Here is a 25,434-nt window from a genome sequence, read left to right on the forward strand (position 1 = left end):
AGCGCTCGAGCAGAACCCGCCCCACCTGAAACGTCACTCATAACGGAGACATCATGGTACAAGGTCACTGCTGTAATCCGAGGGTCGCGCGCGTGATCGCGGCTCTCATTACTTCCGCGGTTTCGGCATACAGCATGGGCGCGACTCCGCCTGCCGCACACCACGCCACTTGCGAGCGCCTACAGGGCTTCGTGGTGCCCGCTTCGGACATTGGTGAGCCTACTTCCGGAGCTAGCGTGACTGCCGTGAAGTCGGTTGCTGCAAGCGGCAGCGGAGCAGGCGCACTGCCTGACTACTGTGAAGTGACGGGCAAAATATCTCCGGTCGACCGCGCCGCTCCCGACATCCAGTTCAAAGTGGCACTGCCCGAGGAGTGGAACGGCAAGGTGGTGATGTTCGGCGGAGGCGGTTTCAACGGCACCATACCCAATGTCGCGGGCAACGTACCCAACGGTCCTGTCGACGCAGCCGTGCCGCTCGGTCGTGGCTACGCGACGTTCGCAAGCGATTCTGGTCATCAGGCCAACGCGTTGGGCTCGCAGGACGGACGCTTTGGCTTGAATGACGAGGCGGTGAACAATTTCGGCGGCGACGCGCTGAAGAAAACCCACGACGCGGCATTGGCGATCATCAAGGCTCGCTATGGGCACTGGCCGCGCAAAGCCTATTTCGCAGGCGGATCGACCGGCGGGCGCGAAGCCCTGACGGCAATTCAGCGCTGGCCGTCGGATTGGGATGGTGCCATCGCCTGGTACCCGGCATGGGACGATGCAGCCGCACTGCTCGGAGGTCAGCGCATGAACCGCGCTCTGGCCAAACCGGGCGCGTATCTGTCAGCGGGCAAACGCCAGGCTGTGTACGACGCGGCAATGCAGGCTTGCGACGCGCTTGACGGCGTGGCCGACGGATTGATCAGTGACCAGCGGCAATGCAATGCCCGCTTCGATCCGGCCACCGCTACGCTGAACGGCGCCCCGTTGCGCTGCCCGAAGGGCGCGGACACCGCAGACAATTGTTTGTCCGACGCACAGATCGATGCGTTGAAAACCATCAATACGCCGACCGTGCTGCGCTTTAGGCTCGCGAGTGGCGAGACCCACTATCCCGGCTACAACGTGTGGGGCGCGGACCTTGGCATTACGTCTCGCACTTCGCCGGTCGAGCCGGTGGTCACGTTCCTCGCCTTCGGCACTTCACAGCCGGCGAACCCCATGCCGCTCACGGCGCCTTACATCAGCGTTCTGACCGACCAGTGGATCAAGTATTCGGTCACGCGCGATCCGAACTTCAATTCGCTGTCGCTCGACCCCGAGCAACCCGGCGTGTGGGCGAACCGTATCAGCGACCTGAGCCTCAAGCTCGACGCGAGCACCGATATCTCCGCTTTCAGGCGACGTGGCGGCAAGCTCCTGCTCGTTCACGGGCAATCCGATGTACTTGTCAGTACTCGGGCGACGGAGCTGTACTATCGACGGCTGCAAGCGCAGTTCGGCATTGATCGTGTCGATTCGTTCGTCCGCTTCTACGAGATTCCCGGCATGGGTCATGCCGCGAGCAGCACCTTCAATGCCACTTGGGAATCTCTGTCGGCGCTCGCCGGGTGGGTGGAGAGAGGCAAGGCGCCAGTCGGACAAGTGACAACCGACACTGCCGGCGTGCCGGGCCGCACGCGACCGCTATGCGATTACCCGAAGTGGCCCCGCTACGAAGGCGGCGACGTGAATCAGGCAGCTTCTTTCCGGTGTGTCGAGTGAGCGAAGTGAAAACGAGCGACGCCTCGTTAATCGAGGCGCACAGCTTCGCGCAATAGTTGTCGCCCTCTAATAACGCAAATTGTCTTTTCCATTTCCGCAATAGTCGGTTTAATTGCGCCAGACTCCAACCGGAAATTACCAATTGTCCATATAGAAATCATATGGAAGAATAAACCCGCCGATCTACGTTGCCGCAGACCAGTCTGCATGCTACTCTCGACTTGCCTTTGATTCCGAGCAACGTTCAAAATCAGGCACTTGGGGCGTACTCTCGAGAGAGTACGCCCCATTTCATCTGGACAGCCAATAAAGGCGCCTCCCGAAATGAAATGAAAGTTAAAAACGAATGACGTCGCTAAAACGCAACGCAGTAATTTACTGAAAAATAATTACAAAATTTCTGCGCTATTCTCCGCCGCTCAATAGCAACCGCTATTGGATTCAGGAGATATTCAATGAAGAAATTCGTACTGTCGGGCCTCTCGCTCGCTCTTGCCGGCGCCGCGGGCGTCGCTCACGCACAAAGCTCGGTGACGCTGTATGGCCTGATCGACACAGGTCTCACCTACACCAGCAACTCCGGTGGCAGCAGCAACTTCCAGCAGGCGAGCGGCGTGCTGAACGGCAATCGCTGGGGCCTGCGCGGCTCCGAGGAACTCGGCGGCGGCCTGAAGGCAATCTTCGTACTGGAAAACGGTTTCAATCTGTCCACGGGCAAGCTCGGCCAGAATAGCCGGGAATTCGGCCGTCAGGCATTCGTCGGTCTGTCGAGCAACCAGTTCGGCGCGGTCACGCTCGGTCGCCAGTACGACAGCGTGGTGGACTATCTGGGCCCGCTCGCGCTGAACGGTACGCAATATGGCGGCACGCTCGCTTCGCATCCGTATGACAACGACAACCTCAATAACCAGGTTCGCATTAACAACGCCGTGAAGTTCCAGAGCGTCGATTACGGCGGCTTCAAGTTCGGCGCGTTGTACGGCTTCTCGAATGCAGCGGGCAACTTCGCTGACAGCCGTGCTTACAGCGTCGGTGCATCGTATGTGTTCGGCGGCCTGAAGGTTGCAGCAGGCTACCTGCAGATCAACGGCGGCGGCTCGTCGACGAATTCTAGCGGCGCGGTGGCAAGCGGCGACTCGACCTTCACGGCAGCGCGTCAGCGCACCTACGGCGCGGGCCTGAGCTATGCGTTCGGCCCCGCGAATGTCGGCCTCGTCGTGACGCAAACGCAGTTGAACGGTGCGACTGCGATCAGTTCGTCGGCATCGGGTACGAGCAGCGGGCTCGCTCTGACCGGTGGCAGCGCACGCTTCACGAACTATGAAGTGAACGGCCGTTACGCGCTCACGCCGGCGCTGTCGGTATCGGGCGCTTACACGTTCACCGACGCGCGGCTCGACGGCGTAAGCCCCAAGTACCATCAGGTCACGCTGCAAACCGACTACGCTTTGTCCAAGCGCACCGACGTCTATGCTGAAGCCGCATATCAGCACGTTGGCAGCACGGGCAACTCGGGCATCACGGCGGACATTGTTGGCGTGAGCGCCTCGTCGACGAGCTCGCAAGTGGTCGGCACGGTCGGCATCCGTCACCGCTTCTAAGCCATGCTTTGCGCTGTCTGCATGAGTGCTGCGATGCGCGGCACTTACTAGAAAAAAGCCCGCGAATTGCGGGCTTTTCTCGTTATCGCGCCAATACCGGTGACATGTAGCGCGACACTTTGCCGTGCAGGAACGGAAACGTGTCTACGATCAGAAGGAAGTGCCGATCTGAAACTGGAACTTCTGGTACTTGTCGGTTGCGTGTTTGACGACTGGGAAGCCAAGAGACAGTTTGAGCGGGCCGATCGGCGAAATCCATTCGAGCCCTGCGCCGTAGCTGTAGCGTAGGCCATTCGCACCGTTGCTATTGCCCTCGCTGCCCCACACGTTGCCGGCATCGAGGAACGTGAATACGCGCAATGTTCTATCCCATCCGGTACCCGGCAGCGGGAACGTCATTTCCACATTTGCAACGACCATTCGCGAGCCGCCGATCGGGTCGCCGGTCGTCTTGTCGGTCGGACCGAGCGAGCCCGACTCGTAGCCACGCACAGAGCCGATACCACCCGCGTAGTAGTTCTTGAAGATCGGGTAAGCCTTGCCCGCAAAACCGTTGCCATAACCGCCCTGCAGATTCAGACCGAGAATGAAGCCACGCGAAAAAGAGTAGTAGTACTGCGCCTGAACGTCCGTCTTGTAGTACTGGGTACCGCCCGCCGGTGTACCCACTTCGCCATTGGCTTGCAGGAAATAGCCGCGGCTCGGCACAAGCGCACTGTCGCGATCGTCGCGAGCCCAGCCTGCCGTAACCGGTACATTGTTGACGACATTGCCGAATTCGCTAACGTAGTCCTTATAGCTTTGAGGTGTCGACGAATCGATGCTGAGCCGGTTCTGTTCCAGTCCCAGACCGAAATAGACCGTATCGGCCTCGGAGAACGGAATTCCAAACTTCAGATCGGCTCCGACTGTCACGATCTTGAAGCTCGTGTCGGTGTAGTAATAGAGCGGATAGCTGGTGCGGTAGTACACATCGGTGATGCGCTTGATGCCGTCTACCGTGAAGTAGGGATCAGTCTGTGTCAGCGAAAGCGTGCGATATGTTTTCGCCGTGTTCACGTTCAACGCAATGCTCGTACCGGAACCGAACACGTTGTCCTGCGAGATTCCGGCCGACAAAACCACTTTGTCTGTGGAGGAAAAGCCCGCGCCCAAGGTGATTGCGCCGGTCGGCTTCTCGCTGACCTTCACGTCCACGTCCACCTGGTCAGCCGAACCCTCAACCGGGACCGTCGTAACGTCCACGTCAGTGAAGTACCCAAGACGATTGACGCGGTCTTTTGAAAGCATGAGGCGATTCGAGTCGAACCAGGAACTCTCGAGCTGACGCATTTCGCGGCGCACAACTTCGTCGCGCGTGCGCGTGTTGCCGGTCACGTTGATATGGCGCACATAAACCCGTCGGCTCGGGTCGACCTGTAGCGTGAGATCGACGGTATGGCGCTGCTGGTCGATTTTGGGTACTGCATTGACCGTCGCGAATGCATAGCCGTATTCACCCAGCTTATCCACCACGGCCTTTGTCGCAGCCTGCAGTTTTTCAGCTGAAAAGCGTTCACCGGGTTTGATGTTCACCAGCTTCGTGAGCTCGGCCTCACGATCGAGCAGATTGCCTGCAAGCCTGATTGAAGAAATCGTATAGGGCTCGCCTTCGTGCAGGGTGATCGTCAAATACATATCCTTCTTGTCAGGCGTCACCGATACCTGCGTCGACTCGATATTGAACTCCAGGTAGCCACGATTCAGATAGTAAGCGCGCACGTGTTCCAGGTCGCCGGTAAGCTTGTCCTTGGCGTACAGGTCGTTTTTCGTGTACCACGAGAACCAGTTCGGCGTGGACAGCTGCATTTCGTCGCGCAGGGTATCCGTGCTGAATGTGCTGTTGCCGATGAAATTGATCTGCCGGATCTTCGCGCTCGGTCCTTCCGCTACAGAGAAAAGAATCGCGACTCGATGGCGGTCGATGGGCGTCGTCGTTGTCGTGACTTCAGCGGCGTAATAGCCCCGTGTCAGATATTGGCGCTTCAATTCCTGTTCCGCCTTGTCGACGAGCGCCTTGTCGAAAGAGCGGCCTTGCGACAAACCAACAGCACGCAGCGCCTTCGTCAGATTCTCCTTGTCGAATTCGTGAATGCCCGCGAAGTCTATCGTTCCGACTGCCGGCCGTTCCTGCACGTAAACGGTGACAACGTTGCCTTCTGCAGAAATGCGCACGTCGTTGAAAAATCCAGTGGCATACAGGGCGCGAATTAATTCGGAAGCCTTATCGTCAGTGAACGTCTGACCCTGCTTGATCGGCAGATAGGCGAAAACTGTCCCAGGTTCGATGCGTTGCAGGCCTTCTATCTTGATGTCCTGCACGACGAACGGCTCAGCGGCGCGAGCGGGAACGCTTGCAAGCGTAATGCCGGCGAGTGAAAGTGTGCCTGCCAGCCGGCTGGCTAATGCCTGGAAATTCATCTTGGTTTTTCGGTCCTGATGCAGCGCGCAAAGCGCAGATGAGAACGCTCGAAGGCAAGCGGCGCATTCGAAACGGCGGTCTTTGGCTCTAAAAAGCGCGAAGTATAGGGACGTGTACCGCGGCTATCGTTACTGGAAACTTTCCTCCCCTTAAGGTTGCCGCTGGGCGCAATGTGCGGGTAAGCCGTGCCGCGTGGGTTTGCGCGGCATCCGCTGAAAGAATGCGTTACAGAACCGAAGGAAGCGTAGGGGGCGTGTAACCCAGCGGCGTTCTCGCGCTGATATCTTCAGATCGTCGATTCCGCTACCGGCGTCACGCGATTAGGAGAGTTGGTCATGATGGAATTCTTTTCACCGGCCGTTTGTTCGGCAATCCTGCGCGTCAGTTCGACGCCGATTTTTTCGGTGCGCCTCGCCACAGCGTCATTGCTGATCCGCCGCGAAAGGCCCGCCAATCCAATCAGCGCCGCCAATCGTATTGCCAGCGCGCGGGAGGGTGCGTCCCGTGCCTGAGGTCTCCTTTCTGCTGAACTCGATTACCGACATGCAGTTGACGGCGGACGGTCAATATCTGCTGATTCACGGTGATCAACCCACGGCGGCGCTGCATCGCTCCGTGCTCAACGATCTGCTCGTGGCGCTGCCCAATGCTATCGAGCACGCGGATCGCGTGGCGCACAACAACCAGGAAATGGGCTTCGCACTGCACTGCCAAGGCTGGGAAGTCGGCAGGCTCAATGGAATGGAAATGGTGGTAATCCGCTTCCGCCTGTCCGCTCATGCGGGTCTCTCGTTCTCATTGCCGGCCGAGCAGATTCCGTATCTATTGCAAGCGCTCGGCGGCGTGGTGGCCGCGAGCGAGACACGCGCCGGCGATGTGACGCTTCAGTAATGGAGTCAGGAGAGTCGACAGAGTCACGATCCAGCGCCTTGATCGCGCACTGAGTCCCTTTGCCCACGGCGTCGCCGCATCGCTGCGTCTTTTATCCTTTCCGCCCGTTATTTCTTTTGAAACTGCGCAGTGTATTTCAATGCATCCGTCCGAGACCGCTCGTTTCTTTCATGCTATGCACGGCGGGCTGCGCGCCGCTCGCCGCGTACGCGCAATTGAGCGGCAGCGCTGCAGCGCCGGAGTCGGTTGATGGAGTGTGGGGTTTGCGGCTCGCACCGCAATTGACCGAGCAGCCCTTGCGCGGAAGCGCCAGGCCCACCGTGTGGGCTATCGCCGATTCGCTAACGACTACCGCGGACACAGACGTATCGTTAAAGGGACACGCGCAGTTGCGGCGCGATGTGTCCATCGTGAAAGGCGATGCGCTGCACTACGACGTCGATACTGACAAAGCCGACGCCTATGGCAACGTGCAGCTGGTCCAGAACGGCAATGTATTCGACGGCCCGGACGCGCATGTCTTTGTAGGCGCGAACGAAGGCTTTATCAGCGTGCCCAAGTACCGCTTCCATCTAACAGGCGGGTGGGGCAGCGCGCAGCGCATCGATCTTCTGGATAAGGAGCGCACGGTGGTACGGCACGGTACGTACAGCACCTGTCAATGCGAGGCGGAGCCGGCGTGGTACGTGAAGGCGTCGGAGTTCGAGATGGACAGCGGCAACGACGAGGGCATCGCTCACAATGGCGTGCTGTTCTTTCAGGGTGTGCCGCTCCTCGCCAGTCCGTGGCTTTCTTTTCCTTTGTCGGGAGCGCGGCGCAGCGGCTTACTGCCGCCTACATTCTCCATGAGTTCCACCAACGGCGTGGACGTGGCGTTGCCGTACTACTTCAACCTCGCGCCCAATTACGATTTCACGCTGACGCCGCGCATCATGACCCGCAGAGGCGCGATGCTGACCGCGGACTACCGTTACCTGCGGCCAAACGATTCGGGAACCATCTCGATTGCCTGGCTACAGCACGATGCGATCACCAACACGCGGCGCTACTCAATCGCGTTGAATCAGCACTGGAACCTCGGTTCCGGCTTTGGCGCATACGTCGACTACAACCGCGTCTCCGACTCGACTGTCGTGACCGATCTTGCATCTGGCGTCGCGTTTCCTACGGGCTCCACCACGCTTTACCAGCAGGAGGCCGGGCTCACTTATTCAAATGGGCCGTGGAGCGTGCTTGCGCGCGAGCAGCGCTGGCAGTCGTTTTCCAGCGATTCGACATACAACCGCGAGCCGCAGGTGAACGTGCGTTATGCGCGCTACAACGTAGGCGGTTTTGACTTTGGCGCGGAAGCGGACGCCACGCGTTTCACGATCTCGTCGTCGGATATGACGCAAGGGAACCGCTTCGTCTTCAATCCTTACGTGAGCTATCCGATAGAACGTCCCGGCTGGTTCATCACACCCAAGCTTGCCTGGCACTTTGCCGCATATGATCTGACTTCTATCGGCACAGATGTGCCCGCCGGCGAGCCGAAGTCGTTCAGCGTCAGCGTGCCGACGTTCAGCCTCGATTCGGGTATGCGCTTTGAGCGAAGCGTGCGGCTCTTCGGCAACACCTATATTCAGACACTGGAGCCGCGCCTCTTTTACGTCTACACGCCATATCGCAACCAGGCATACGTGCCGCTATTCGATACTGCCGCGGCCGATTTCGGGCTCACCGAACTTTTCATGGCCAATAGCTTTGTAGGTAACGACAGAGTGTCGGATTCGAATCGTGCCACGGCCGCATTGACTACCCGCTTCATAGATCCAGCAAGCGGCGACGAACGCGCGCGTTTTGTTCTCGCACAGCAATACGACTTTCGCACGCCGCGGGTGACGTTGCAGGCCGACGACTCAATCAGCACGGTCGCGCGTACCGGCATTATTGCGGGCGCGTCGTATAAAGTCGGGCCGAACCTGAGCGCCGAACAGGCGGTCGAGTACAGTCAGGCCAACCACTACCTCACGCATGCAGAAGCGGGACTGGGGTGGGCACCTGGCGCGCACCAGGTGCTAAACATGGCTTACCGCTATACCCGTGCAAACAGTACGCTGGATTATCAGCCCGTGAACCAGTTCATTGTCTCCGGGCAATGGCCGCTGGCACGCAACGTGGTGAGTGTGGCGCGCGTCAATTACGACATGAGTTCACATCGGCTGATTGCCGGTCTGCTCGGTCTGCAATACGAGGCGAACTGCTGGTCATTGGGCGTGGCATTCGAGAAGTACACGAACGCAACCAGTTCGACCACGTCGCCGAGTACCGGCACGCGTGTTCTCATGCAGCTTCAGCTAAAGGGCTTTTCTCAGGTCGATAACGGATTGCTCAATCAGTTCCGCGCGAGCGTACCCGGTTATACGCCGACCTCGACTGTAGAGGCGCCCACCTCGCGATTCAGCGATTACCCGTAAGCACGACCTCCCGTTGTCAGCTATTGGAACCACACGGGCATTCGACCCAGATCACCACGCCATTGGCAATCCGCGAAAGAAGCTGTGCCCATAGGTTTCAGACATCCGGCTATTGAGACACAAACAGCAAATAGCCCGCAAAAGAGCGGGCTATTTGCTTATATCTACGCCGTTGCAATGGCGCGTGTCAGCGGTTCTCAGCGCGCAAAGGCTGGGCGTGTGCGTCAACAGCCTTGCGCACCTTGGCAACCTGATCCACGGTCACCGCCGGCGCTTGATTGCCCCAGCTCGAACGCACAAACGTCAGCACGTCTGCGATATCGCGGTCCGTCAGACGCGACGCGAAATCCGGCATTGCATAGTGCGTCGGCCCGGCTGCTGTCCACGGCATTTCGCCGCCTTGCAGCACGATACGAATCAGCGAGGTCGGGTCTTCCGTGTTGACGACCGTCGAAAGCGCCAACGTGGGGAAAGTGCTTTGATAGCCACTGCCACTTGTGCGGTGACAAGCCGCGCAGTTGTCGACGTAGGTCATCGCACCGTTGCTACGATCGCTGCCCGCGCGCAACGCGTGCCCCGCATTGGGGTTTGCTGCGAGGGCCGCGCCCGATAGGTTAACCGGCGCCAGCGTTTTCAGATATGCGGCAATCGCGGCCAGATCGGCGTCGCTCAGGTGTTGCGTGCTGTTCTGCACGACTTCCGCCATACCGCCGAATGCGGCCGAGTGCGCGGTGCGCCCGCTTTTCAGGAACGCCACGATGTCGGCTTCGCTCCATGTGCCTAGACCGTCCTTGGCGTCACCTCGCAGATTCTTCGCCAGGTAGTGATCGATCACACCGCCCGACAGGAACAGCCTGCCGTCGTCGGTCAACGATTTCTCCTGTAGCCCGACACCTCTCGGCGTGTGACAGGCGCTGCAATGCGCAAGCCCTTCGACCAGATAGCGGCCACGCGCAACGGGACTGTCTGGAAGCGCAGTGCCGTCGCTGGCCACTTCCGGTGCAAACGTCATGCGCCAGAAACGCAGCGGCCAGCGCATGGAAAGCGGCCACGGTATGTCGGACGCACGGTTGCCTTGCTCGACAGGCTCGACGCCATGCATGAAATACGCGTACAACGCCTTCACGTCAGACGGCTTGACCTTTGCATAGGAAACGTACGGCATTGCCGGGTACAGCGTCGAACCGTTCTTCGCAATGCCGTGGCGCACCGCGCGATCGAAGTCGTCGAGCGTATAGCTGCCGATGCCTGTGACCTTGTCCGGCGTGATGTTGGTCGAGTAGATCGTGCCGATCGGCGACGCAATGCCCAGACCGCCCGCAAACGGCTTGCCGCCTTTAGCGGTGTGGCATGCGACGCAGTCGCCCGCCGCCGCAAGGTAGCGGCCCTTCTCGATCAGTTGTGCGTCCGCAGTAACAGGCGCGGCGACGGCCGGGCGTGTAAAGACACTGGCGCAAGTGCCCGCCAGAACAATCGTACATGCAAGAGCAAAACGAATGCTTTTCATGATGTTTGCCGTCTCCTTATGCCTGTACCAGCGGAGCCGGATCTTTCAGATACTGCTCGCGGATTGCCTTCGCCGAGTGGAACGCGAGCGCCGCGACGATGCCGGTCGGGTTGTAGCCCATGTTCTGCGGGAACGCCGAAGCGCCCATTACGAAGACATTGGGCACGTCCCAGCTTTGCAGATACTTGTTGACGACGCTCGTCGCCGGCGATGCGCCCATTACCGCTCCACCCGTGGTGTGGGTGGACTGGTAGACACGCGTGTCGTAGTGCTGCCCCTTCTTGCGGATCGCGCGGAAATACTTCTCCGGATTCATCGCCTTCGCGACTTCCTCCATACGCGTGCCGATGTGGTCGAGCATTGTGTATTCGTTGTCGTGCCAGTCAAACGTCATGCGAAGCAGCGGCAGGCCGTATGCGTCGCGATAGGTCGGATCGAGATCCAGGTAGGCGTCGCGATATGGCATAACCGAGCCGGAGATGCCGATGGTCATATAGCGCTGGTAGGCATCCGTAACGCCGGCTTTCCAGGCGCTGCCCCAGGCCGGCGTGCCGGGTACGGTCGCGGCTTGCTTGATTGGACGGCCACCGGTGCGAATGTGGCGAATGCTCGCGCCGCCGACAAAGCCGAGCGGACCATGATCGAACTGATCGCCATTGAAGTCGTCAAGACCCACACCGCCGGCGCCGCTGCCGACGAACGGGTTGAGCTGCGTGCCCTTGGGCAGCAGCACATTAATGCCGCCGTTCATCTGGTACGCGTAGTTGCGCCCGACCACGCCCTCGCCCGTTTTCGGATCATAGGGCTTGCCGATGCCGGAAAGCAGCAACAGGCGCACGTTGTGCATCTGGAACGCGGCAACGATCACCATGTCAGCGGGCTGCTCCACTTCGCGGCCTTGCGCGTCGATGTACGTCACGCCAGTCGCACGCTTTTTGTCCGGCGAAAGGAGCACCCTGGTAACGTAAGACTTTGTTCGGAGTTCGAAGTTGGGCTTCTTCAGCAGCACGGGAAGGATCGTGGTCTGAGGGGACGCCTTCGAGTACATATAGCAGCCGAAGTCTTCGCAGAAGCCGCAGAAATTGCATGGCCCCAGACGCACGCCATACGGATTCGTGTAAGGCGTCGACGCATTCGCGGCGGGCGCGGGATACGGGTGCAAACCAACTTCGCGCGCAGCCTTCTCGAACAGCGACGCGCCCAGGCTGTTTTTCAGCGGCGGTGTCGGAAACTCGCTACTGCGGCGCCCTTCGAGCGGATTGCCGCCGGCCTGAAGATCGCCGTTCAGATTACCCGCCTTGCCGGAGGTACCGAACACCTTCTCCGCGAAATCGAAGAATGGCTCCATCTCGTCATACGTGACGCCGAAGTCCTGAACCTGCATGCCCTCCGGAATGAATTTCTTGCCATAGCGCTCTTCATAGCGCGTACGCAACTGGAGCTCTTCGGGCAGCATCCGGTAATGCATGCCGTTCCAGTGAAATCCCGCGCCGCCCACGCCATTGCCTAGAAGGAACGATGCGTGTTGGCGATACGGAACCGCGAGATCGTCCACGCCATGCCGGATCGTCACCGTTTCCGACGACAAGTCCTGGAACAGCTCGCCACGCACCGCGTACTTCAGTTCGTCGACAACCTTTGGATAGTTCGCATCGGTAGGCGTGTCACGCATCGCTCCGCGCTCGAGCGCGACCACGTTGAGTCCTGCGTCCGTCAGTTCCTGCGCGAGAATCGCACCGGTCCAGCCAAAACCTACGACAACACAATCGACCTTGTTCTTCTTGATTGCCACTGCTTACCCCCGCCTGCCGTTGATCGACACCGGACCGTACGGGTACTTCGCGCCCGGTTGGTCGATCCAGTCCATGAAGTCCGCTCGTGCGCCCGGAAAACCGAGCATCTTCCAGCCCACCATATCCTTGTTGCCGCCGTAGATAGGATCGGCAAAGAAGCCCTCCTTGGTATTGCCAAGCAGGAACGAGAAGAACGTGCGTGAAGGCACGGATTCGAACGCGGGCTTGCCGTGTTCCATGTCGTGAAGTACCGCGTCCTGCGTGGCCACGTCGAGTTGCGCGAAGGTCTTGCCGCCGTGGTTTTTCTTGCAGTATTCGTCGCAGGCTGCAATGCCGTGACGGTAGACATCACGCGGGGCCAGATTGATCTGATAGCCCATTTCCGCGACCACGTCCGGATGGAAGGGCCCCTGCATGTACCACAGCTTGCCGTGACCGTAAGGCGTTTCCATCTGCCTGTCGATGTACTCCGGCACGCCTGCCTTGAGCGCGCCGGGACCGTGCTCGTCTTCTGGAATTAGCCGATCCACCGCCGCATGCAAAAAGGTCCATTCGGCAGTGGTGAAGTACGTGGGGTGATAGTCGGCGGGAGCAGCGGCGCTCGGCGCCGCGCTATTGCAGGCCGACTGCGTGAGCGCTGCGCCCGACGCGACCGACGCCGCCGGCACGATGGCCAGCACTTGCCGCAGGAAGCGTCGCCGCGGCTCGGGTTGTTTCGACATGGGGTCCTCTTTTTGTACTATGTGTTTACGGTATAACGAGCCAACAAGACGGTCCGGCGATATGTCGGTCCGTCTTATGGGTCTGCCGGTTTCAGCGCGTTTGATCGCCCAGGCTGAACTGCGTCGCGGCTTCGGCGAGTCTTTGTGCCTGGTCTTCGAGCGAACCTGCTGCCGCAGCGGCTTCTTCGACAAGCGCCGCGTTCTGTTGCGTCGCGTTGTCCATGTTGTGCACGGCGATGCTGACCTGGCTGAGTCCGTGGCTCTGTTCCTGCGTCGCGGCGGCAATCTCGGCCATGATCGCGTTGGTCCTTGCAACCGCATCGATCAGCTCGGTCATGGTGTCGCCGGCCTCGTTCACCTGTTTGGCGCCATCGTCGATACGCGTCGTGGAGTTTGCGATCAGCTCGCGAATTTCCTTGGCCGCGGCCGACGAGCGCTGTGCAAGCGTGCGGACTTCGCCGGCCACGACTGCGAAGCCGCGCCCCTGGTCGCCGGCACGCGCGGCTTCGACTGCGGCGTTGAGCGCAAGAATGTTGGTCTGAAACGCAATCCCTTCGATGATCGACGTAATCTCAGCAACCGACGCCGAACTCTGGCTGATCTCGCCCATGGTCTTGACGACGCGCGAAACCGCCTCATGCCCACGCCGCGCAATATCCGACGCCGACGACGACAGTTCGCTCGCGCGCTGCACGTTGTCGGCATTTTGTCGGACCGTGCCGCTCAACTGCTCTGCGCTCGTTGCAGTTTCCTGAAGCGATGCAGCCTGCGACTCCGTGCGGGCAGAAAGATCTGCGTTGCCTGCTGCGATCTGACGCGTCGCGGTCGCGATGGCAGTGCTGCCCTCGGTCAGCGTACGCACGGTGCGCCGCAAATTGGCCTGCATCTCCGCAAGACCGCTCAGCATGCGGCCCATTTCGTCGTGCGTGCGAACTTCGATGTTGCGGCCCAGATTACCCCGTGCGATCTGGCCGAAATGCGCAATAGCATCGTTCACCGGAACCAGAATGGCCTTGCGCAGGAAATACCAGCCGCCTACGGCAGCGCACAAGCCCGCGGCGATCGCCACGAAAGTGCCAGCGAGCAGCAGGTGATAGCGGTGCTCAGTGGCTTCGTATTGCTGCTGCGACTGCTTGAACTGATAGGTCTTTAGCGCATTCGCGGCTTCCTGCATGCTCGTGTAGATCTTGCCCACGCTGAACATCAGCTTGAGTATCTCCTCACGATTGCCGCGCTGCGTCGCCTCGCGAAAGCGTGCGAGTTCCGCCTGGGTCGCCTGATACTGCTGCGTCACGCCCGCTGCAAGCCGGTCTTCTTCTGCATCGCGCGGTAGCGAAAGATACTTCTGCCAGGCTGCGTCGGCGGCGTCGCGAACTTCCTTCTCCTTGCCGTACATGTTCAGCGCGTCCTGCGAGCCGGGATCGATCGCTGCGCGGTCGAGCGAGGTACGTTGACGCCCCACCATGATGGTCATTTCGCCAACGGCAATCGACTTGGGCAACTGTTCGGAATACGTTTGCCGGTTTGCATTGTTGCTGGTGACCATGCCGGACACCCCAAAAACGCCGATCACAACCAGCAGTACTCCAAGAAAGGACATTGCCGCAACGAGGCGGGCATTGATAGAAAGATGGCTGCGTAGCATTTTGGTAAAGGAAGAGTCGCTTAAAAATAAACCGGGGGGCGAGGCATGAAGTTCCGCTATCGTCTAACGCAATATCGGCAAGCTGTCCGTTAGCTTTAGTACTTTCCCGATATGGAATTGCACACGCCTCGCGCGCAACGGCAAATACCGTGTACGCGTTCGTCGTGTGCAATGATCTTCAAACCGCTTGCAGGCCTATCCCTGTTGGCTTTGGTCGACTCTTACAACACCGTAATCTGCGATACGCCTGGCGCTTTTGCGCAAGCGCGGCCTCACGCCTCCAACTGTTCGAGCACCTTACCTTTGGTTTCAATGCCGAGAAAGTGCACGGCTACCGCCGCAAGAAACGGCACAGCCGCGAGTATGTAAAACGCGACCTGCAGATTGCCGCCGATCATCGTCTTCGAAACGATGGCGGGGGCGAAGATTGCCGCCACCTTCAGCCATGCGCCGCCCACGCCGCAGCCCATCGCACGGATGCTGGTCGGGTACAGCTCCGGCGTGTACACATAAGCGGTGATAAAACCGCAAGCGAGAAAGCCCAGCGACAACGCACAGCAGGTGGCCACCACATACACCGACGAATCGTGCAGCACGCCTGCCAGCAGCAGCGAAATTGCGCATGCCACAAACGACAGATTGATAATCGGCTTGCGCCCCACCTTGTCGACGAGCAGCGCGCATGTCAACGAGCCCAGCACGCCCAGCACCGAAGCGGCCACCGCGAGATTCAACGCGAGTTGCAGCGGCGCGTGATAGACCGTGCGGTAAATCGTCGGCAGCCAGGTCGAAAGCCCGTACTGAATGAAGCCGCACGTGATCCACAGCATTGCGACGGCCAACGTGCGCTTGAGATACGCCGGACCGAACAGATCGCTCATTCGTCGCTTCGGGTGACGATTCGCCATTGCTTCGAATTCGGCCGAATCTGCAACCGGCGGCAGCGGGCCTTTCGCGGCGCGCTCGAATGCATGCACCGCGGTATCGGCATCGGCCATGCGGTCACGCTCGGCGAGCCAGCGCGGCGACTCCGGCACGAGCTTGCGCAGCACGAAGAACAGAATCAACGGCACACCGCCGATGAAGTACATGGCCTGCCAGCCAAAACGAGGCACGATCCATGCACCCAGCGCATTCGAAGCAAGCAGGCCCACCGGAAACACGATCTCGTACAACAGCACGAAACGGCCGCGGCCATGAGCGCGGCTGATCTCGTTGATATACGTTGCGGCAACCGGCAGTTCGCCGCCAAGCCCCAGTCCCTGGATCACGCGCAACACCACGAACGCCGCAAAGGTTGGCGCAAAGCCGCAAGCAATACTTGTGATGCCGATAATGCCCGAGCTGAGCGCAATGGCGCGCACACGCCCATGGCGCTCGGCGTACCACGGAAAAACAAATGCACCAATCAGTTGTCCGACCGAACCCGAGCCGATCAGAAAGCCGATTTCCCACGGCGTGAGATGCCACTTCGCAATCAGCACCGGCAACGTGGCCGCAATGGCGATTACGTCGAAGCCGTCGAAGAACGTGGCGAGGCCAATCAGAATACGCGCACGCACCTGCATTGCATTCTTCGGCAGCCGTTCGAGTCGCGCGATAATCGAGCCGCGCGTGACGGGTCCGGAAACGCCCGCGCCGCTGCGCTCCGCAATGGTGTTGTCGATGGTTCTCATGCCGTTGTGCCGTCCGTATGTGTGGTTAGGCAAGCGCCGTTGAGGCGTCGGTCAATGTGGCAAGGTCGATGGTCCGGCCTTGATTCATCCACTTGCGCGAGAGCTTCAGCTCGCGTGGATTGTTGATGGCGATTACGCCGCGAATCGCGCCGTCTTCGAGATGAAACAGCGTCGCGCGTTTGCCCGCCAGATCGCCGCGCACCGCGAGCTGCGCATCTGCCGGAATATCGCCGAGAATTTGCAGGTTGACGTCGTATTGATCGGACCAGAACCACGGAATGTCCGCATACGGTTCGAAGGTGCCGAGCAGCGCTTTGGCCGCGGCAATCGCCTGGTTTTGCGCATTGGCCCACGACTCGAGCCGCACGCGGCGCTTGAGCCACGCACTCGGATGATTTGCCACATCGCCGCACGCGAAAATGCGCGGGTCGTCGGTCGCGCCGAAATGATCGACGACAATGCCGTCTTCCACCTTCACGCCCGCCGCTTCAGCCAACGCCGTATGCGGCGCGAGACCGATGCCGGCCACCGCGAAATCGGCGTCGAGGGTCGAACCATCGGCGAATGTCGCGCGAATCCCGTTCGCGTCGTTCGGATGATCTTCGAGCTTCGAAAGCGACACGTTCAGCCGCACATCCACACCATTCGCGCGATGCAGTCCGAGCAGAAAGTCCGACACGAGCGGCGGCAACGAACGCGCACACAGACGCGGCGCGCCTTCCACCACGGTTGCCTCGACGCCGAGCTTGCGCGCCGTCGCGGCCACTTCCAGACCGATCCAGCCGCCGCCGACCACCAGCACGCGCTTGCTGGCGCGCAGCCGTTCGCCCAATGCCACCGCTTCGTCGAGCGTGCGGAGATACGTAACGTGCGCGGTCTTCACGAGTGCATCGGGCAAGCGGCGCGCCGCGCCACCCGTCGCAATCACGAGGCGGTCGTATTGCACCTCGCGGCCCGCTTGAGTGCTAACGATGCGTGCCGCGCGATCAATCGACGTCGCGCAATCCGGTTGCCATGCTTCGACATTCAGCGCCGCGAAATCGTCCGGCTTCACGAGACGCACGGTGTCGATATTCGCCTCGCCGGCAAGCACTGCTTTCGAAAGCGGCGGCCGCTCGTACGGCAGGTGCACTTCGTCGGCAATCATCACGAGGCGCCCTTCAAAGCCCTCTTTGCGCAGCGTCTTGACGACCCAGCCCGCCGCCTGACCACCGCCAATCACGACAATGGTGCGCGGCGCTTCAAGTCCGGCATGCGCGGCTTGCGCCTTTGCAGTAGCGGCGTCAGTCATTTTTGCGCTCCGTCATGAACTTGCCTTCCGGCGCCTTCGCGTTTTTCTGGCGACGCGTATTGCCGTCGATGCCGCCGTCGATTGCCCATTCGGCGAACACGGTGGGTCCAGGTTCGAAATCGCGCGGTTGCCATTCGGGCGTGAGCTGATCTTCGTCCGCGTAGTACTCGATCAGGCCGCCCGCCGGGTTCTGGAAGTACCAGAAATAAGCCGACGAAACGGGATGACGTCCCGGCCCAAGTTGCGTGTCCCAGCCGCAGCGGCTGATGTGCATGCCGCCGCCAAACACTTCGTGGATGTCGCGCACGGTGAACGCGACGTGATTCAAACCGCGTTTTCCGTTCGGCAAAGCCAGCAGAAAAATATCGTGGTGGCCGCCATGCGGCGCGCAACGCATGAATGCGCCGCGGCCCGGATAACGATCCGACATTTCGAAGCCGAGCAGTTCCTGATAGAACCTCTCCTGTTCCGCGAGTCTGTTCGTGAAGAAGACCACGTGCCCCACTTCGACCGGCTCCGCGCGCTCATACACGGGCGACGGCTGATCGACGCGCAATGTTTGGCCCCACACGTTCGAGGGTGAACCGTGAATGTCGAGCGCACGCTTGCGCGTCACCTCGACGCGAATCGCCATGCCGTTCGGGTCGATGCAGCCCACCGCGTCTTCCGTTTCGAAATGGCCCGGCTGACCCGCAAACCGGCCACGCAGCGCGTCGAGTTCCGCCTGGGTTGCGACGCCCCATGTCACTTCGCGAAGAGTCGGGCCTTCTTCGAAAGCGGGCGGCAGCGAAGGATCGTTTGCATCGACGGCGAGCACCGTGCAGCCGTTCAGCGTTTCAAAGCGTGCGTGCGTTTCATCGTGCGCAACTTCCTTCAAGCCCCAGTCCGCGAAAAAGCGGCGACAGGTAGCGAGATCCGTCACGCCGTAGATAATCTGTTCAATGCCGAGAATAGTCATAACGCGCCTCTTGCGTATCAGTTTGCCCACGCCAGCGGCGCGTCGTTCAAGCCCCAGTACAGACTCTTCTGTTGCATGTATTCGCGGATGCCGAGCCTGCCTTTCTCGCGTCCCATGCCGCTCTCTTTCCAGCCGCTAAACGGCGTCGAGATGGAGAAGAGCTTGTAGGTGTTGATCCAGATGGTGCCCGCTTCCAGCGCGCGGGCAATCCGGTATGCACGCTTGTAGTCGCGTGTCCAGATGCCGGCGGCAAGACCGAACACGCTGTTGTTCGCTTCTTTCAGCAACGCTGCTTCGTCGTCGAACGGCATGGCGACCAGCACCGGTCCGAAGATCTCTTCCTGGCAGATGCGTGCGCTGTTGGTGAGACCTTCGAGAATGGTCGGCTGGTAGTACGTGCCCTCGTCGCGGCCGTCGCCGACCGGGCGCTCGCCGCCGCACAGCAGGCGCCCGCCCTCTTCGAGGCCCAACGCCACATAACGCTCGACTGTTTCGCGATGCGCCTGCGTGATCAATGGACCCATTTGCGTTTCCGCGCGCGACGGATCGCCGACGCGCAATTTGCGCGCGCCTTCCACGAGACGCTTCATGAACGCGTCATAGATGGAGCGCTGCACGAACAGCCGCGAACCGGCAATACACGCCTCGCCCGACGAACTGAAGATGCCGTACAGCACGCCGTTCACTGCGTGATCGAGATCGGCGTCGTCGAACACGATAGTCGGCGACTTTCCGCCCAGTTCGAGCGAGACCGGCATCAGTTTGTCGGCCGCAATGCGGGCGATGCCGCGGCCCACTTCGGTGCCGCCCGTGAACGACACTTTCTTCACGAGCGGATGCCGCACGAGCACGTCGCCGATTACCGAGCCCTTGCCCGGCAACACGCTGATCACGCCCTTCGGCACGCCGGCTTCCTCGCAGATGCGCGCGAGGGCCAGCGAAACCAATGGCGTCACTTCGGCGGGCTTCAGCACCACTGCGTTGCCGCCCGCCAGTGCCGGCGCGAGCTTCTGCGCATCCGAGGCAATCGGCGAATTCCACGGCGTAATGGCAGCGATCACGCCGATGGGCTCATAGACGCTCATCGTCAGATAATCGCCGCGCGAAGGGGTGACTTCTTCATCCAGCGTTTCGAGGCACGCCGCGAAATAGCGGAACGTGTTCGCGGCGCTCGCAACGAGTACCCGCGTTTCGCCAATCGGCTTGCCGTTGTCGCGCCGCTGCAATTGCGCGAGCGCTTCGTGCCGCGCCGTAATCAGATCGGCGATGCGGTAAAGAATCAGCGCGCGCTGATGCGGCTTGAGCCCCGACCAGTCCGCGCGGCGCCACGCGAGGTCCGCGGCCTCCACGGCTTCGCGCGCGTCGTCGGCATTGGCCGTCGAGATTTCCATGTTGACCGACTGATCCGCCGGATACAGGCTTTTATACGGGTTGCCACGCCCTTGCCGCCATTGCCCGCCGATAAAAATATCGCCGGTCGGCACAAGGCTGGTATCGAAGTGAGTCATATCGGTCATTCCGTTTTGCTCAAGCGGTTGGCTCGTTGGCTCGTTGGCTCGTTGGCTCGTTGGCTTAGTCGCCTCAAATCACGCAGCGCGCGGCGCGATTGCGCAGCGCGCGAATCGCGCTGTACGCGGTCAACGCGGATGTCTTCGGGTTCTCGGGCAGCGGCTTGCCGCACATCTCAAGAGACATTTCGCCGAACGCACCGCGCGCGAGAATGCGGTGCACGTTGCGCGTCACGTTCGGATCGGCAATGAGCCGGACCGTCGTGTGATCGAGGCCGAGGCCGGCGAGTGCGATGGTGGCCGCCACGTTGGCGTTCTTCGGGTAAAGACGCGCCGCTTCGCGCGCGCTGCCTTCGAAGATCACCTGCTCTTCCTGCAACGCATTAAGGTCGCAGACCTGTTCGGCGGGCGTGCCGAGCCAACCCGTGGGCGGCTTGCGGCCGGTGTACAGCACTTCGTCCAGTCCGCCGAGCTTGGCCGCGGCCAACGCATCCACGCCGCCTATTGCGCCCGACAGCAGCGTCAAGGTCGCGTCGCCTTCATCGGCTGCGGCCGACAATGCGTCGAGCAACATCACGTCCGACAAGGCGCCGATCGACGCCACCGCGCAGTCGGTGCCGGCTTTGAGAAGCGGCACCACGTGATCGACGAGCGCGCAGTGCCCTGCGCATTCCAATGCGAAATGCGGCTGGCTGCTCAGCGCGGAGACGGAGGCCACCACATCCACCGAAGCGCCGACCACTTCACGCACCGACGCCATGTGCCGCTGCGGCACGATCACGTGCGACACGCGCACTGTCGGATCGGCGGCAACCGAGCGATACACCGCCTGGCCAATCGCGCCGAAGCCGATCATCGCGACATCGACGGGAGCGTGGTGCCCCGCGTAGCCCGCTTCACGCATGTTCAGGCTCCTCTTCTTTCACGGGCGGGCCCGCAAATGCAGTGGCAAACGAGCCGACCGACAGCATGTCCACTTCGACCAGCACCGGACCGGTTCTCGCCATGCCCTCGCGAATGATCGCGTCCGCCTGATCGAGCGACTTGATGCGGTAATGCGTGAGCTTCAGGCTCTCGCAGAACTGCGCAAAATCGGGCTGGTGCAGATCGACGTAGCAGCGGCGCCCGCCGTACTGCGCGTCCTGAATGTTGCGGATCACGCCGTAGCATTGGTCGTTCATCAGCACGATCATCACGTTCGCGTTTTCCTGCACGGCAGTGGCGAGTTCGCCCACGTTCACCATCAGGCCGCCGTCGCCGACGAGGCATACTGTTTTTGCCGCGCTGCCCGCGAGCGCCGCGCCGATGCCCATCTGCATGCCTTGGCCGATGCCGCCGCCCAACGCATGCACGCCCGCGCGCGGCGAGAAGATCTTCAGCATGCGGTTGCCCCACGTGCTGTTCGAAATGGTGACGTCGCGCACCCAGTTGTAGTCGCGGCCCACCGCTGCCTGGAGCGCATCCACCAGACGCTTGTAGGGCCCTAGGCCCTTGCCCACGTCGGCGACGGCACTTTCGCGCGCGGCGGCAAGATCCTGCGCGAATGCGGGATCGACCTTCAGGCGGCCTTCCAGCAGCGTCGCGAGTTCTTCAAGAACCGCTTTGGCGTCGCCGTGCACGAACATCTCGTTGCGATAGCCGCGGTTATCGGCAAGCGCATCGGCGTCGATGCGATAGAGCGGTTGCGGCAGTGCGAGCTTGTATTTGAGCGTCTCATTGCCGCGCAGACGCGAACCGACGACCACCAATGCATCGCACGTCTTATACAAGCTTTCCACTGCGGCGTGCACATTGAAGGCACCGAGCGAGGCCGGGTGATCTTCCGGCAACACGCCGCGCCCCTGCACGCTCGTCACCACGCCGAAGCCGAGTGCGACGAGGCGCTCCACGGCGTGCGTCGCATGACGCGCGCCGCCGCCCAGCCACAACAGCGGGCGCTTCGCCTTCGCGAGTTGCCCGGCGAGATCGGCGACGCGCTGCGTGCTATGCGTGAGCGTGCCGATATGCGGGGCGGCCAGATCGGCGGGCCATTCGATTGCGGCCGCTTGAATGTCGATTGGAATTTCGACGCTCACCGGACCGCTCGGCGCGGTTTGCGCAACGCGCACGGCTTCGCGGATGGTGGGCAATGCAGTTTCGACCGAACGCACGCGATACGCGGCCTTCGAAATGGACTGAAGCATCGACAACTGGTCCGGTGCTTCGTGAATGTAGGCGAGATCTTTGTCGAGGTATTCGGTTTCGATCTGCCCCGTCACATGCAGCAGTGCCGTGCCCGCGGTCAGCGCCTCGACCATTGCGCCCGCCGCGTTGCCCGCAGCGGTGCCCGTGCTCGTAAACGCCACACCTAGGCCGCCGGAGACACGCGCGAGACCGTCGGCCATGTTCACTGCGCCGGCTTCGCCGCGAGCGCCGACGTAGCGGATCTTGCCGCGCTTATGGATCGCGTCGAGAATCGGCATGTTGTGGATCGAGATCACGCCGAATGCGGTTTTCACGCCGCATTGCTCGAGAAAGGCGGCGATCAGCTCGCCAACGGTAGTTTGATTAGACATGTCGTGCAACGCCTCCAGAAACATCGATGTGACTGCCCGTCGTGTAGGACGACAGCGTCGTAGCCAGATAAAAGAGCGCTTGAGCGGCTTCTTCGGGTTTGCCGAAGCGGCCCAGCGGAATGTTCTTCTTGCGCGCCAGTTCGGCGGTCCAGTCTTCCCAGCTCTGGTCCGGCTGCGCTTCTTTCGCGTAACGGCGGCGCCATTGCCCCGACTCGACAATGCCAATCAGAATGGAATTGACGCGAATGCGCCGCGGGGCAAGTTCCACCGCGAGCGACTTGATAAGGTTCTGCACGCCAGCACGCGCCGACGAGGTCGCCACCATATGAGGTTCGGGTTGCAACGCGAGCAGCGAATTCACGCAGACAATCGCCGCATTGCCCGCACTCGCGGCATCGCTTAGCATCGGCAGGAAAGCTCGGCTCGGGCGAATCACGCTGAAGTACTTGAGGTCGAGTTCTTCGCGCCAGGCTTCGTCGCTCGTATTGCTGAAGGTCGACACGCGGCCCTGGCCCGCGTTGTTGATCAGCATGTCCGTGCGGCCAAAGCGTGCCTGTACCGCTTGTGCAAAAGCGCGGACGTCGTCGGCGTCAAGCACGTCGCAACGGCTCGCGAGCAGCCGCGCACCTGGAAACCGCGCGTTGAGCGCGGCCTCGGCTTGCGCGAGGCGCTCCGTGTCGCGCCCGCAAATCGCTACCGACGCACCGGCTTGCAGAAACAGTTCCGCGCACGCGAGGCCGATACCGGACGAGCCGCCCGTTACCACCGCCACCTGTCCGCTCAGATCGATTCGAATCATTTGAGTCCCAGTGCTTTCATGTATTTGCTGCCGGAGTTCGAACCGTTGCCCGGCCGGAAATTGAGCCGCTGCGAAAGTTCGTCGGCCGCGCGGCGCACCTTGTCGACGAGGCCGCTGTCCAGCAGCGACGCGTCGATTTCCTGGCGCGGAATAGTGGTCGTGATCACGGCCACGATGCGCCCCGTGTCGTTGCGCACCGGCGCGCTCACCACCGAAATGCCGCGTTCGAACGACGACTCGCTGATCGCGAAACCACGCCGCGCGTCGTCGCGAATCCGCTCGTACAGGTCCTCCACCGTGGCGGGCGTCTGCCTCGTGAAGCGCTCGAGTTCCGGCTCGGGATAAAGCCTCTTCAGTTCTTCGAGCGTCATGTCGCCCATCAGCACCTGACCGTGCGTCGTGGCATACGCAGGCAGGCGCGTGCCGACGTTGACCTTCACGGAGCTGAAAATCGGCGCGTGGCTTTGCGCTTTCGCGACGAACACGACGTCACGTCCATCGCGAATCACGATGTGCGTGGTCAGGCCCGTCTCGTCGCGCAATGCCTCGATGATCGGCAGGCCCAGATCGGTCAATTCGAGCGAGCTCAGGTACTCGAAACCGAGGCGCAGCACCGCGACGCCGAGCCGATAGTGACGGTCCTTGTCGGCGCGTTCGAGAAAGCCGAGCGACTCGAGCGTTTGCAGCAGACGGAAAACAGTCGTGCGAGGAATTCCGAGTCGCCTGGATAATTCCGGGGCGCCGAGAACCGGCTCGCGCGGCGAAAACTCGGTCAGTATCTTCAGACCGCGCTCCAGTCCCGGCACGCGATAGCTGGAGTCGCTGCTCTCGCTGTTACGCTCGTCGTCTGCGTCGCGTTCGTTAATGGCGTCGGGCGTCATTCATTGGCTCCGCTGATTGGCTCCGCTGATTGGCCCCGTGCTCCGGCGCTTACGCGGCAGAACGTGTCGATGATCGTGTTGTACGCGGCGCCTGCTTCGATATAGCCGGCGTGGCCCGCGCGCGGCACGATCTGCAATTGAGTGCCGGCAACGAGCGCGAGGCGCTCGCAAGCAGCGGGAGTCGTAATGGTGTCGTCTGCGCCGACCGCGACGTTGACGCGGCCTTTGAAGCACGCGAGATCGGCGGCGAGATCCCCGTTGGCGAGCAGTTGCGTGGCCTGCGCATAGCCGTGCGGAATCACGCGCGACATATTCCAGCGCACCCATGCGCGCGCGTCTTCGCTTGCGTGGGCCGACAACATATTGGCGCTGCGCTGTTGCGCGAGCCCCTGTGGGCCGAGTTCGTTCAGCATCGCAAGACGCTGATCGCGCTTCGCGTCGCGCACTTCAGCGCAGGCCGTGCCGTAGCCGCCTGCGGGAGACAACAGCAGCAGACCGGCGACGCGCGACGGCTGAGCCGCAGCAAACGACCCCGCGATGATCGCGCCAAGCGAATGGCCGACCAGCACGCAACGTCCGACACCCAGCGCGTCGAGCCATTCGCCCAGCACGCTCGCGTAATCGCTTGCAACGGGTGACATGGGGGCAACCGGCGTGGACTCGCCGTAACCCGGCGCATCCCACGCCAGTATGCGGCGGCTTGCGCCCTCCGCCTCCAGTTGCTGCACCCATGAAGCGGCGCCGGAACCAATACCGTGCAGCAGCACGAGCGGCAATGCGTCGTGCGCCACGCGGCTCGCATCGTCGGCTTCGCGATAGCCGACCACGCGTTGCGATGCCAAAACAACTGTGCGCGCCGGAAAGCGCGCCACGCGCGCTTGCAGCGTGCGAGGCGCAGCGACGGCGTCGGACGCGACTGCGGACATGGGTTCTATT

At 61.3% G+C, this 25,434-nt stretch carries 18 protein-coding genes and 1 pseudogene; 5 read left to right on the top strand and 14 right to left on the bottom strand.

What is annotated here, in order from left to right:
* Nucleotides 1-53: 53 nt before the first annotated feature.
* Together JNB89_RS11135 and JNB89_RS11140 are read left to right on the top strand one after the other, a co-directional pair.
* Nucleotides 54-1,754 carry a tannase/feruloyl esterase family alpha/beta hydrolase gene (locus tag JNB89_RS11135; protein WP_220362210.1) on the top strand — a complete coding sequence of 567 codons (1,701 nt, stop codon included), beginning with the start codon at nt 54-56 and terminating at the stop codon, nt 1,752-1,754.
* Between the two features lie 455 nt (nt 1,755-2,209).
* A complete protein-coding gene (locus JNB89_RS11140) occupies nt 2,210-3,355 on the top strand; it encodes a porin (RefSeq protein ID WP_013342489.1) in 1,146 nt (381 codons plus the stop codon).
* A gap of 150 nt (nt 3,356-3,505) precedes the next feature.
* On the opposite strand, the pseudogene bamA reads toward JNB89_RS11140, so the two are convergent.
* A pseudogene (gene bamA, locus JNB89_RS11145) lies at nt 3,506-5,740 on the bottom strand (outer membrane protein assembly factor BamA); the annotation flags it as partial.
* Nucleotides 5,741-6,151: 411 nt separating this feature from the next.
* Here bamA and JNB89_RS11150 point away from each other — a divergent pair.
* The 3 genes from JNB89_RS11150 to JNB89_RS11160 all read left to right on the top strand — a co-directional run bounded on the left by JNB89_RS11150 (nt 6,152) and on the right by JNB89_RS11160 (nt 9,163).
* Entirely contained in the window at nt 6,152-6,328 is a 177-nt protein-coding gene (locus JNB89_RS11150) for a hypothetical protein (protein WP_220362212.1), read from the top strand.
* The gene (locus tag JNB89_RS11155) at nt 6,321-6,707 is read left to right on the top strand and encodes a hypothetical protein (protein WP_220362213.1); all 387 of its coding nucleotides are present in this window, start codon (nt 6,321-6,323) and stop codon (nt 6,705-6,707) included. Before JNB89_RS11150 ends, JNB89_RS11155 begins: the two co-directional genes overlap by 8 nt.
* 170 nt (nt 6,708-6,877) lie before the next feature.
* On the top strand, nt 6,878-9,163 hold the full coding sequence (locus tag JNB89_RS11160) for an LPS-assembly protein LptD (RefSeq protein ID WP_220362214.1): 2,286 nt from the start codon (nt 6,878-6,880) through the stop codon (nt 9,161-9,163).
* 187 nt (nt 9,164-9,350) lie between these two features.
* On the opposite strand, the gene JNB89_RS11165 is transcribed toward JNB89_RS11160, so the two are convergent.
* The 13 genes from JNB89_RS11165 to JNB89_RS11225 form a co-directional block, all read right to left on the bottom strand.
* The gene (locus JNB89_RS11165) at nt 9,351-10,670 is read right to left on the bottom strand and encodes a c-type cytochrome (RefSeq protein ID WP_220362215.1); all 1,320 of its coding nucleotides are present in this window, start codon (nt 10,668-10,670) and stop codon (nt 9,351-9,353) included.
* A gap of 16 nt (nt 10,671-10,686) precedes the next feature.
* Nucleotides 10,687-12,462, bottom strand: a complete 1,776-nt coding sequence (locus JNB89_RS11170) for a GMC family oxidoreductase (protein WP_220362216.1) — start codon at nt 12,460-12,462, stop codon at nt 10,687-10,689.
* Between the two features lie 3 nt (nt 12,463-12,465).
* A complete protein-coding gene (locus JNB89_RS11175) occupies nt 12,466-13,185 on the bottom strand; it encodes a gluconate 2-dehydrogenase subunit 3 family protein (RefSeq protein ID WP_220362217.1) in 720 nt (239 codons plus the stop codon).
* A gap of 91 nt (nt 13,186-13,276) precedes the next feature.
* Nucleotides 13,277-14,830 (bottom strand): methyl-accepting chemotaxis protein, encoded by a 1,554-nt coding sequence (locus JNB89_RS11180; RefSeq protein WP_135891136.1) that lies wholly within the window; start codon nt 14,828-14,830, stop codon nt 13,277-13,279.
* 272 nt (nt 14,831-15,102) lie between these two features.
* The gene (locus tag JNB89_RS11185; RefSeq protein WP_135891135.1) at nt 15,103-16,506 is read right to left on the bottom strand and encodes an MFS transporter; all 1,404 of its coding nucleotides are present in this window, start codon (nt 16,504-16,506) and stop codon (nt 15,103-15,105) included.
* 25 nt (nt 16,507-16,531) lie between these two features.
* On the bottom strand, nt 16,532-17,797 hold the full coding sequence (locus JNB89_RS11190; RefSeq protein ID WP_220362218.1) for an NAD(P)/FAD-dependent oxidoreductase: 1,266 nt from the start codon (nt 17,795-17,797) through the stop codon (nt 16,532-16,534).
* Nucleotides 17,790-18,755 (bottom strand): VOC family protein, encoded by a 966-nt coding sequence (locus JNB89_RS11195; RefSeq protein ID WP_220362219.1) that lies wholly within the window; start codon nt 18,753-18,755, stop codon nt 17,790-17,792. The genes JNB89_RS11190 and JNB89_RS11195 overlap by 8 nt, the downstream gene beginning before the upstream one ends.
* A gap of 17 nt (nt 18,756-18,772) precedes the next feature.
* Complete coding sequence (locus JNB89_RS11200; RefSeq protein WP_220362292.1) at nt 18,773-20,263, bottom strand: aldehyde dehydrogenase; 1,491 nt, start codon at nt 20,261-20,263, stop codon at nt 18,773-18,775.
* 73 nt (nt 20,264-20,336) lie between these two features.
* Nucleotides 20,337-21,167 (bottom strand): aspartate dehydrogenase, encoded by an 831-nt coding sequence (locus JNB89_RS11205; RefSeq protein ID WP_220362220.1) that lies wholly within the window; start codon nt 21,165-21,167, stop codon nt 20,337-20,339.
* Nucleotides 21,160-22,818: a thiamine pyrophosphate-binding protein gene (locus JNB89_RS11210; protein ID WP_220362221.1), complete on the bottom strand. Its 1,659-nt coding sequence runs from the start codon at nt 22,816-22,818 to the stop codon at nt 21,160-21,162. Before JNB89_RS11210 ends, JNB89_RS11205 begins: the two co-directional genes overlap by 8 nt.
* Nucleotides 22,811-23,617, bottom strand: a complete 807-nt coding sequence (locus JNB89_RS11215) for an SDR family oxidoreductase (protein ID WP_220362222.1) — start codon at nt 23,615-23,617, stop codon at nt 22,811-22,813. Before JNB89_RS11215 ends, JNB89_RS11210 begins: the two co-directional genes overlap by 8 nt.
* Nucleotides 23,614-24,498 carry an IclR family transcriptional regulator gene (locus tag JNB89_RS11220; RefSeq protein WP_220362223.1) on the bottom strand — a complete coding sequence of 295 codons (885 nt, stop codon included), beginning with the start codon at nt 24,496-24,498 and terminating at the stop codon, nt 23,614-23,616. Before JNB89_RS11220 ends, JNB89_RS11215 begins: the two co-directional genes overlap by 4 nt.
* Entirely contained in the window at nt 24,495-25,424 is a 930-nt protein-coding gene (locus JNB89_RS11225) for an alpha/beta fold hydrolase (protein WP_220362224.1), read from the bottom strand. The genes JNB89_RS11220 and JNB89_RS11225 overlap by 4 nt, the downstream gene beginning before the upstream one ends.
* Between the last annotated feature and the right edge of the window lie 10 nt (nt 25,425-25,434).

Origin of the sequence: Paraburkholderia phenoliruptrix (assembly GCF_019511605.1) — a bacterium.
Lineage (GTDB): Bacteria > Pseudomonadota > Gammaproteobacteria > Burkholderiales > Burkholderiaceae > Paraburkholderia > Paraburkholderia phenoliruptrix_A.

What these genes read in the sequence shown, in the direction of transcription:
- JNB89_RS11185 (WP_135891135.1), bottom strand. Translation starts at nt 16,506, where the DNA reads ATGAGAACCATCGACAACACCATTGCGGAGCGCAGCGGCGCGGGCGTT.
- JNB89_RS11160 (WP_220362214.1), top strand. Translation starts at nt 6,878, where the DNA reads ATGCTATGCACGGCGGGCTGCGCGCCGCTCGCCGCGTACGCGCAATTG.
- JNB89_RS11190 (WP_220362218.1), bottom strand. Translation starts at nt 17,797, where the DNA reads ATGACTGACGCCGCTACTGCAAAGGCGCAAGCCGCGCATGCCGGACTT.
- JNB89_RS11195 (WP_220362219.1), bottom strand. Translation starts at nt 18,755, where the DNA reads ATGACTATTCTCGGCATTGAACAGATTATCTACGGCGTGACGGATCTC.
- JNB89_RS11215 (WP_220362222.1), bottom strand. Translation starts at nt 23,617, where the DNA reads ATGATTCGAATCGATCTGAGCGGACAGGTGGCGGTGGTAACGGGCGGC.
- JNB89_RS11225 (WP_220362224.1), bottom strand. Translation starts at nt 25,424, where the DNA reads ATGTCCGCAGTCGCGTCCGACGCCGTCGCTGCGCCTCGCACGCTGCAA.
- JNB89_RS11220 (WP_220362223.1), bottom strand. Translation starts at nt 24,498, where the DNA reads ATGACGCCCGACGCCATTAACGAACGCGACGCAGACGACGAGCGTAAC.
- JNB89_RS11165 (WP_220362215.1), bottom strand. Translation starts at nt 10,670, where the DNA reads ATGAAAAGCATTCGTTTTGCTCTTGCATGTACGATTGTTCTGGCGGGC.
- JNB89_RS11175 (WP_220362217.1), bottom strand. Translation starts at nt 13,185, where the DNA reads ATGTCGAAACAACCCGAGCCGCGGCGACGCTTCCTGCGGCAAGTGCTG.
- JNB89_RS11140 (WP_013342489.1), top strand. Translation starts at nt 2,210, where the DNA reads ATGAAGAAATTCGTACTGTCGGGCCTCTCGCTCGCTCTTGCCGGCGCC.
- JNB89_RS11135 (WP_220362210.1), top strand. Translation starts at nt 54, where the DNA reads ATGGTACAAGGTCACTGCTGTAATCCGAGGGTCGCGCGCGTGATCGCG.
- JNB89_RS11205 (WP_220362220.1), bottom strand. Translation starts at nt 21,167, where the DNA reads ATGCGTGAAGCGGGCTACGCGGGGCACCACGCTCCCGTCGATGTCGCG.
- JNB89_RS11210 (WP_220362221.1), bottom strand. Translation starts at nt 22,818, where the DNA reads ATGTCTAATCAAACTACCGTTGGCGAGCTGATCGCCGCCTTTCTCGAG.
- JNB89_RS11180 (WP_135891136.1), bottom strand. Translation starts at nt 14,830, where the DNA reads ATGCTACGCAGCCATCTTTCTATCAATGCCCGCCTCGTTGCGGCAATG.
- JNB89_RS11200 (WP_220362292.1), bottom strand. Translation starts at nt 20,263, where the DNA reads ATGACTCACTTCGATACCAGCCTTGTGCCGACCGGCGATATTTTTATC.
- JNB89_RS11150 (WP_220362212.1), top strand. Translation starts at nt 6,152, where the DNA reads ATGATGGAATTCTTTTCACCGGCCGTTTGTTCGGCAATCCTGCGCGTC.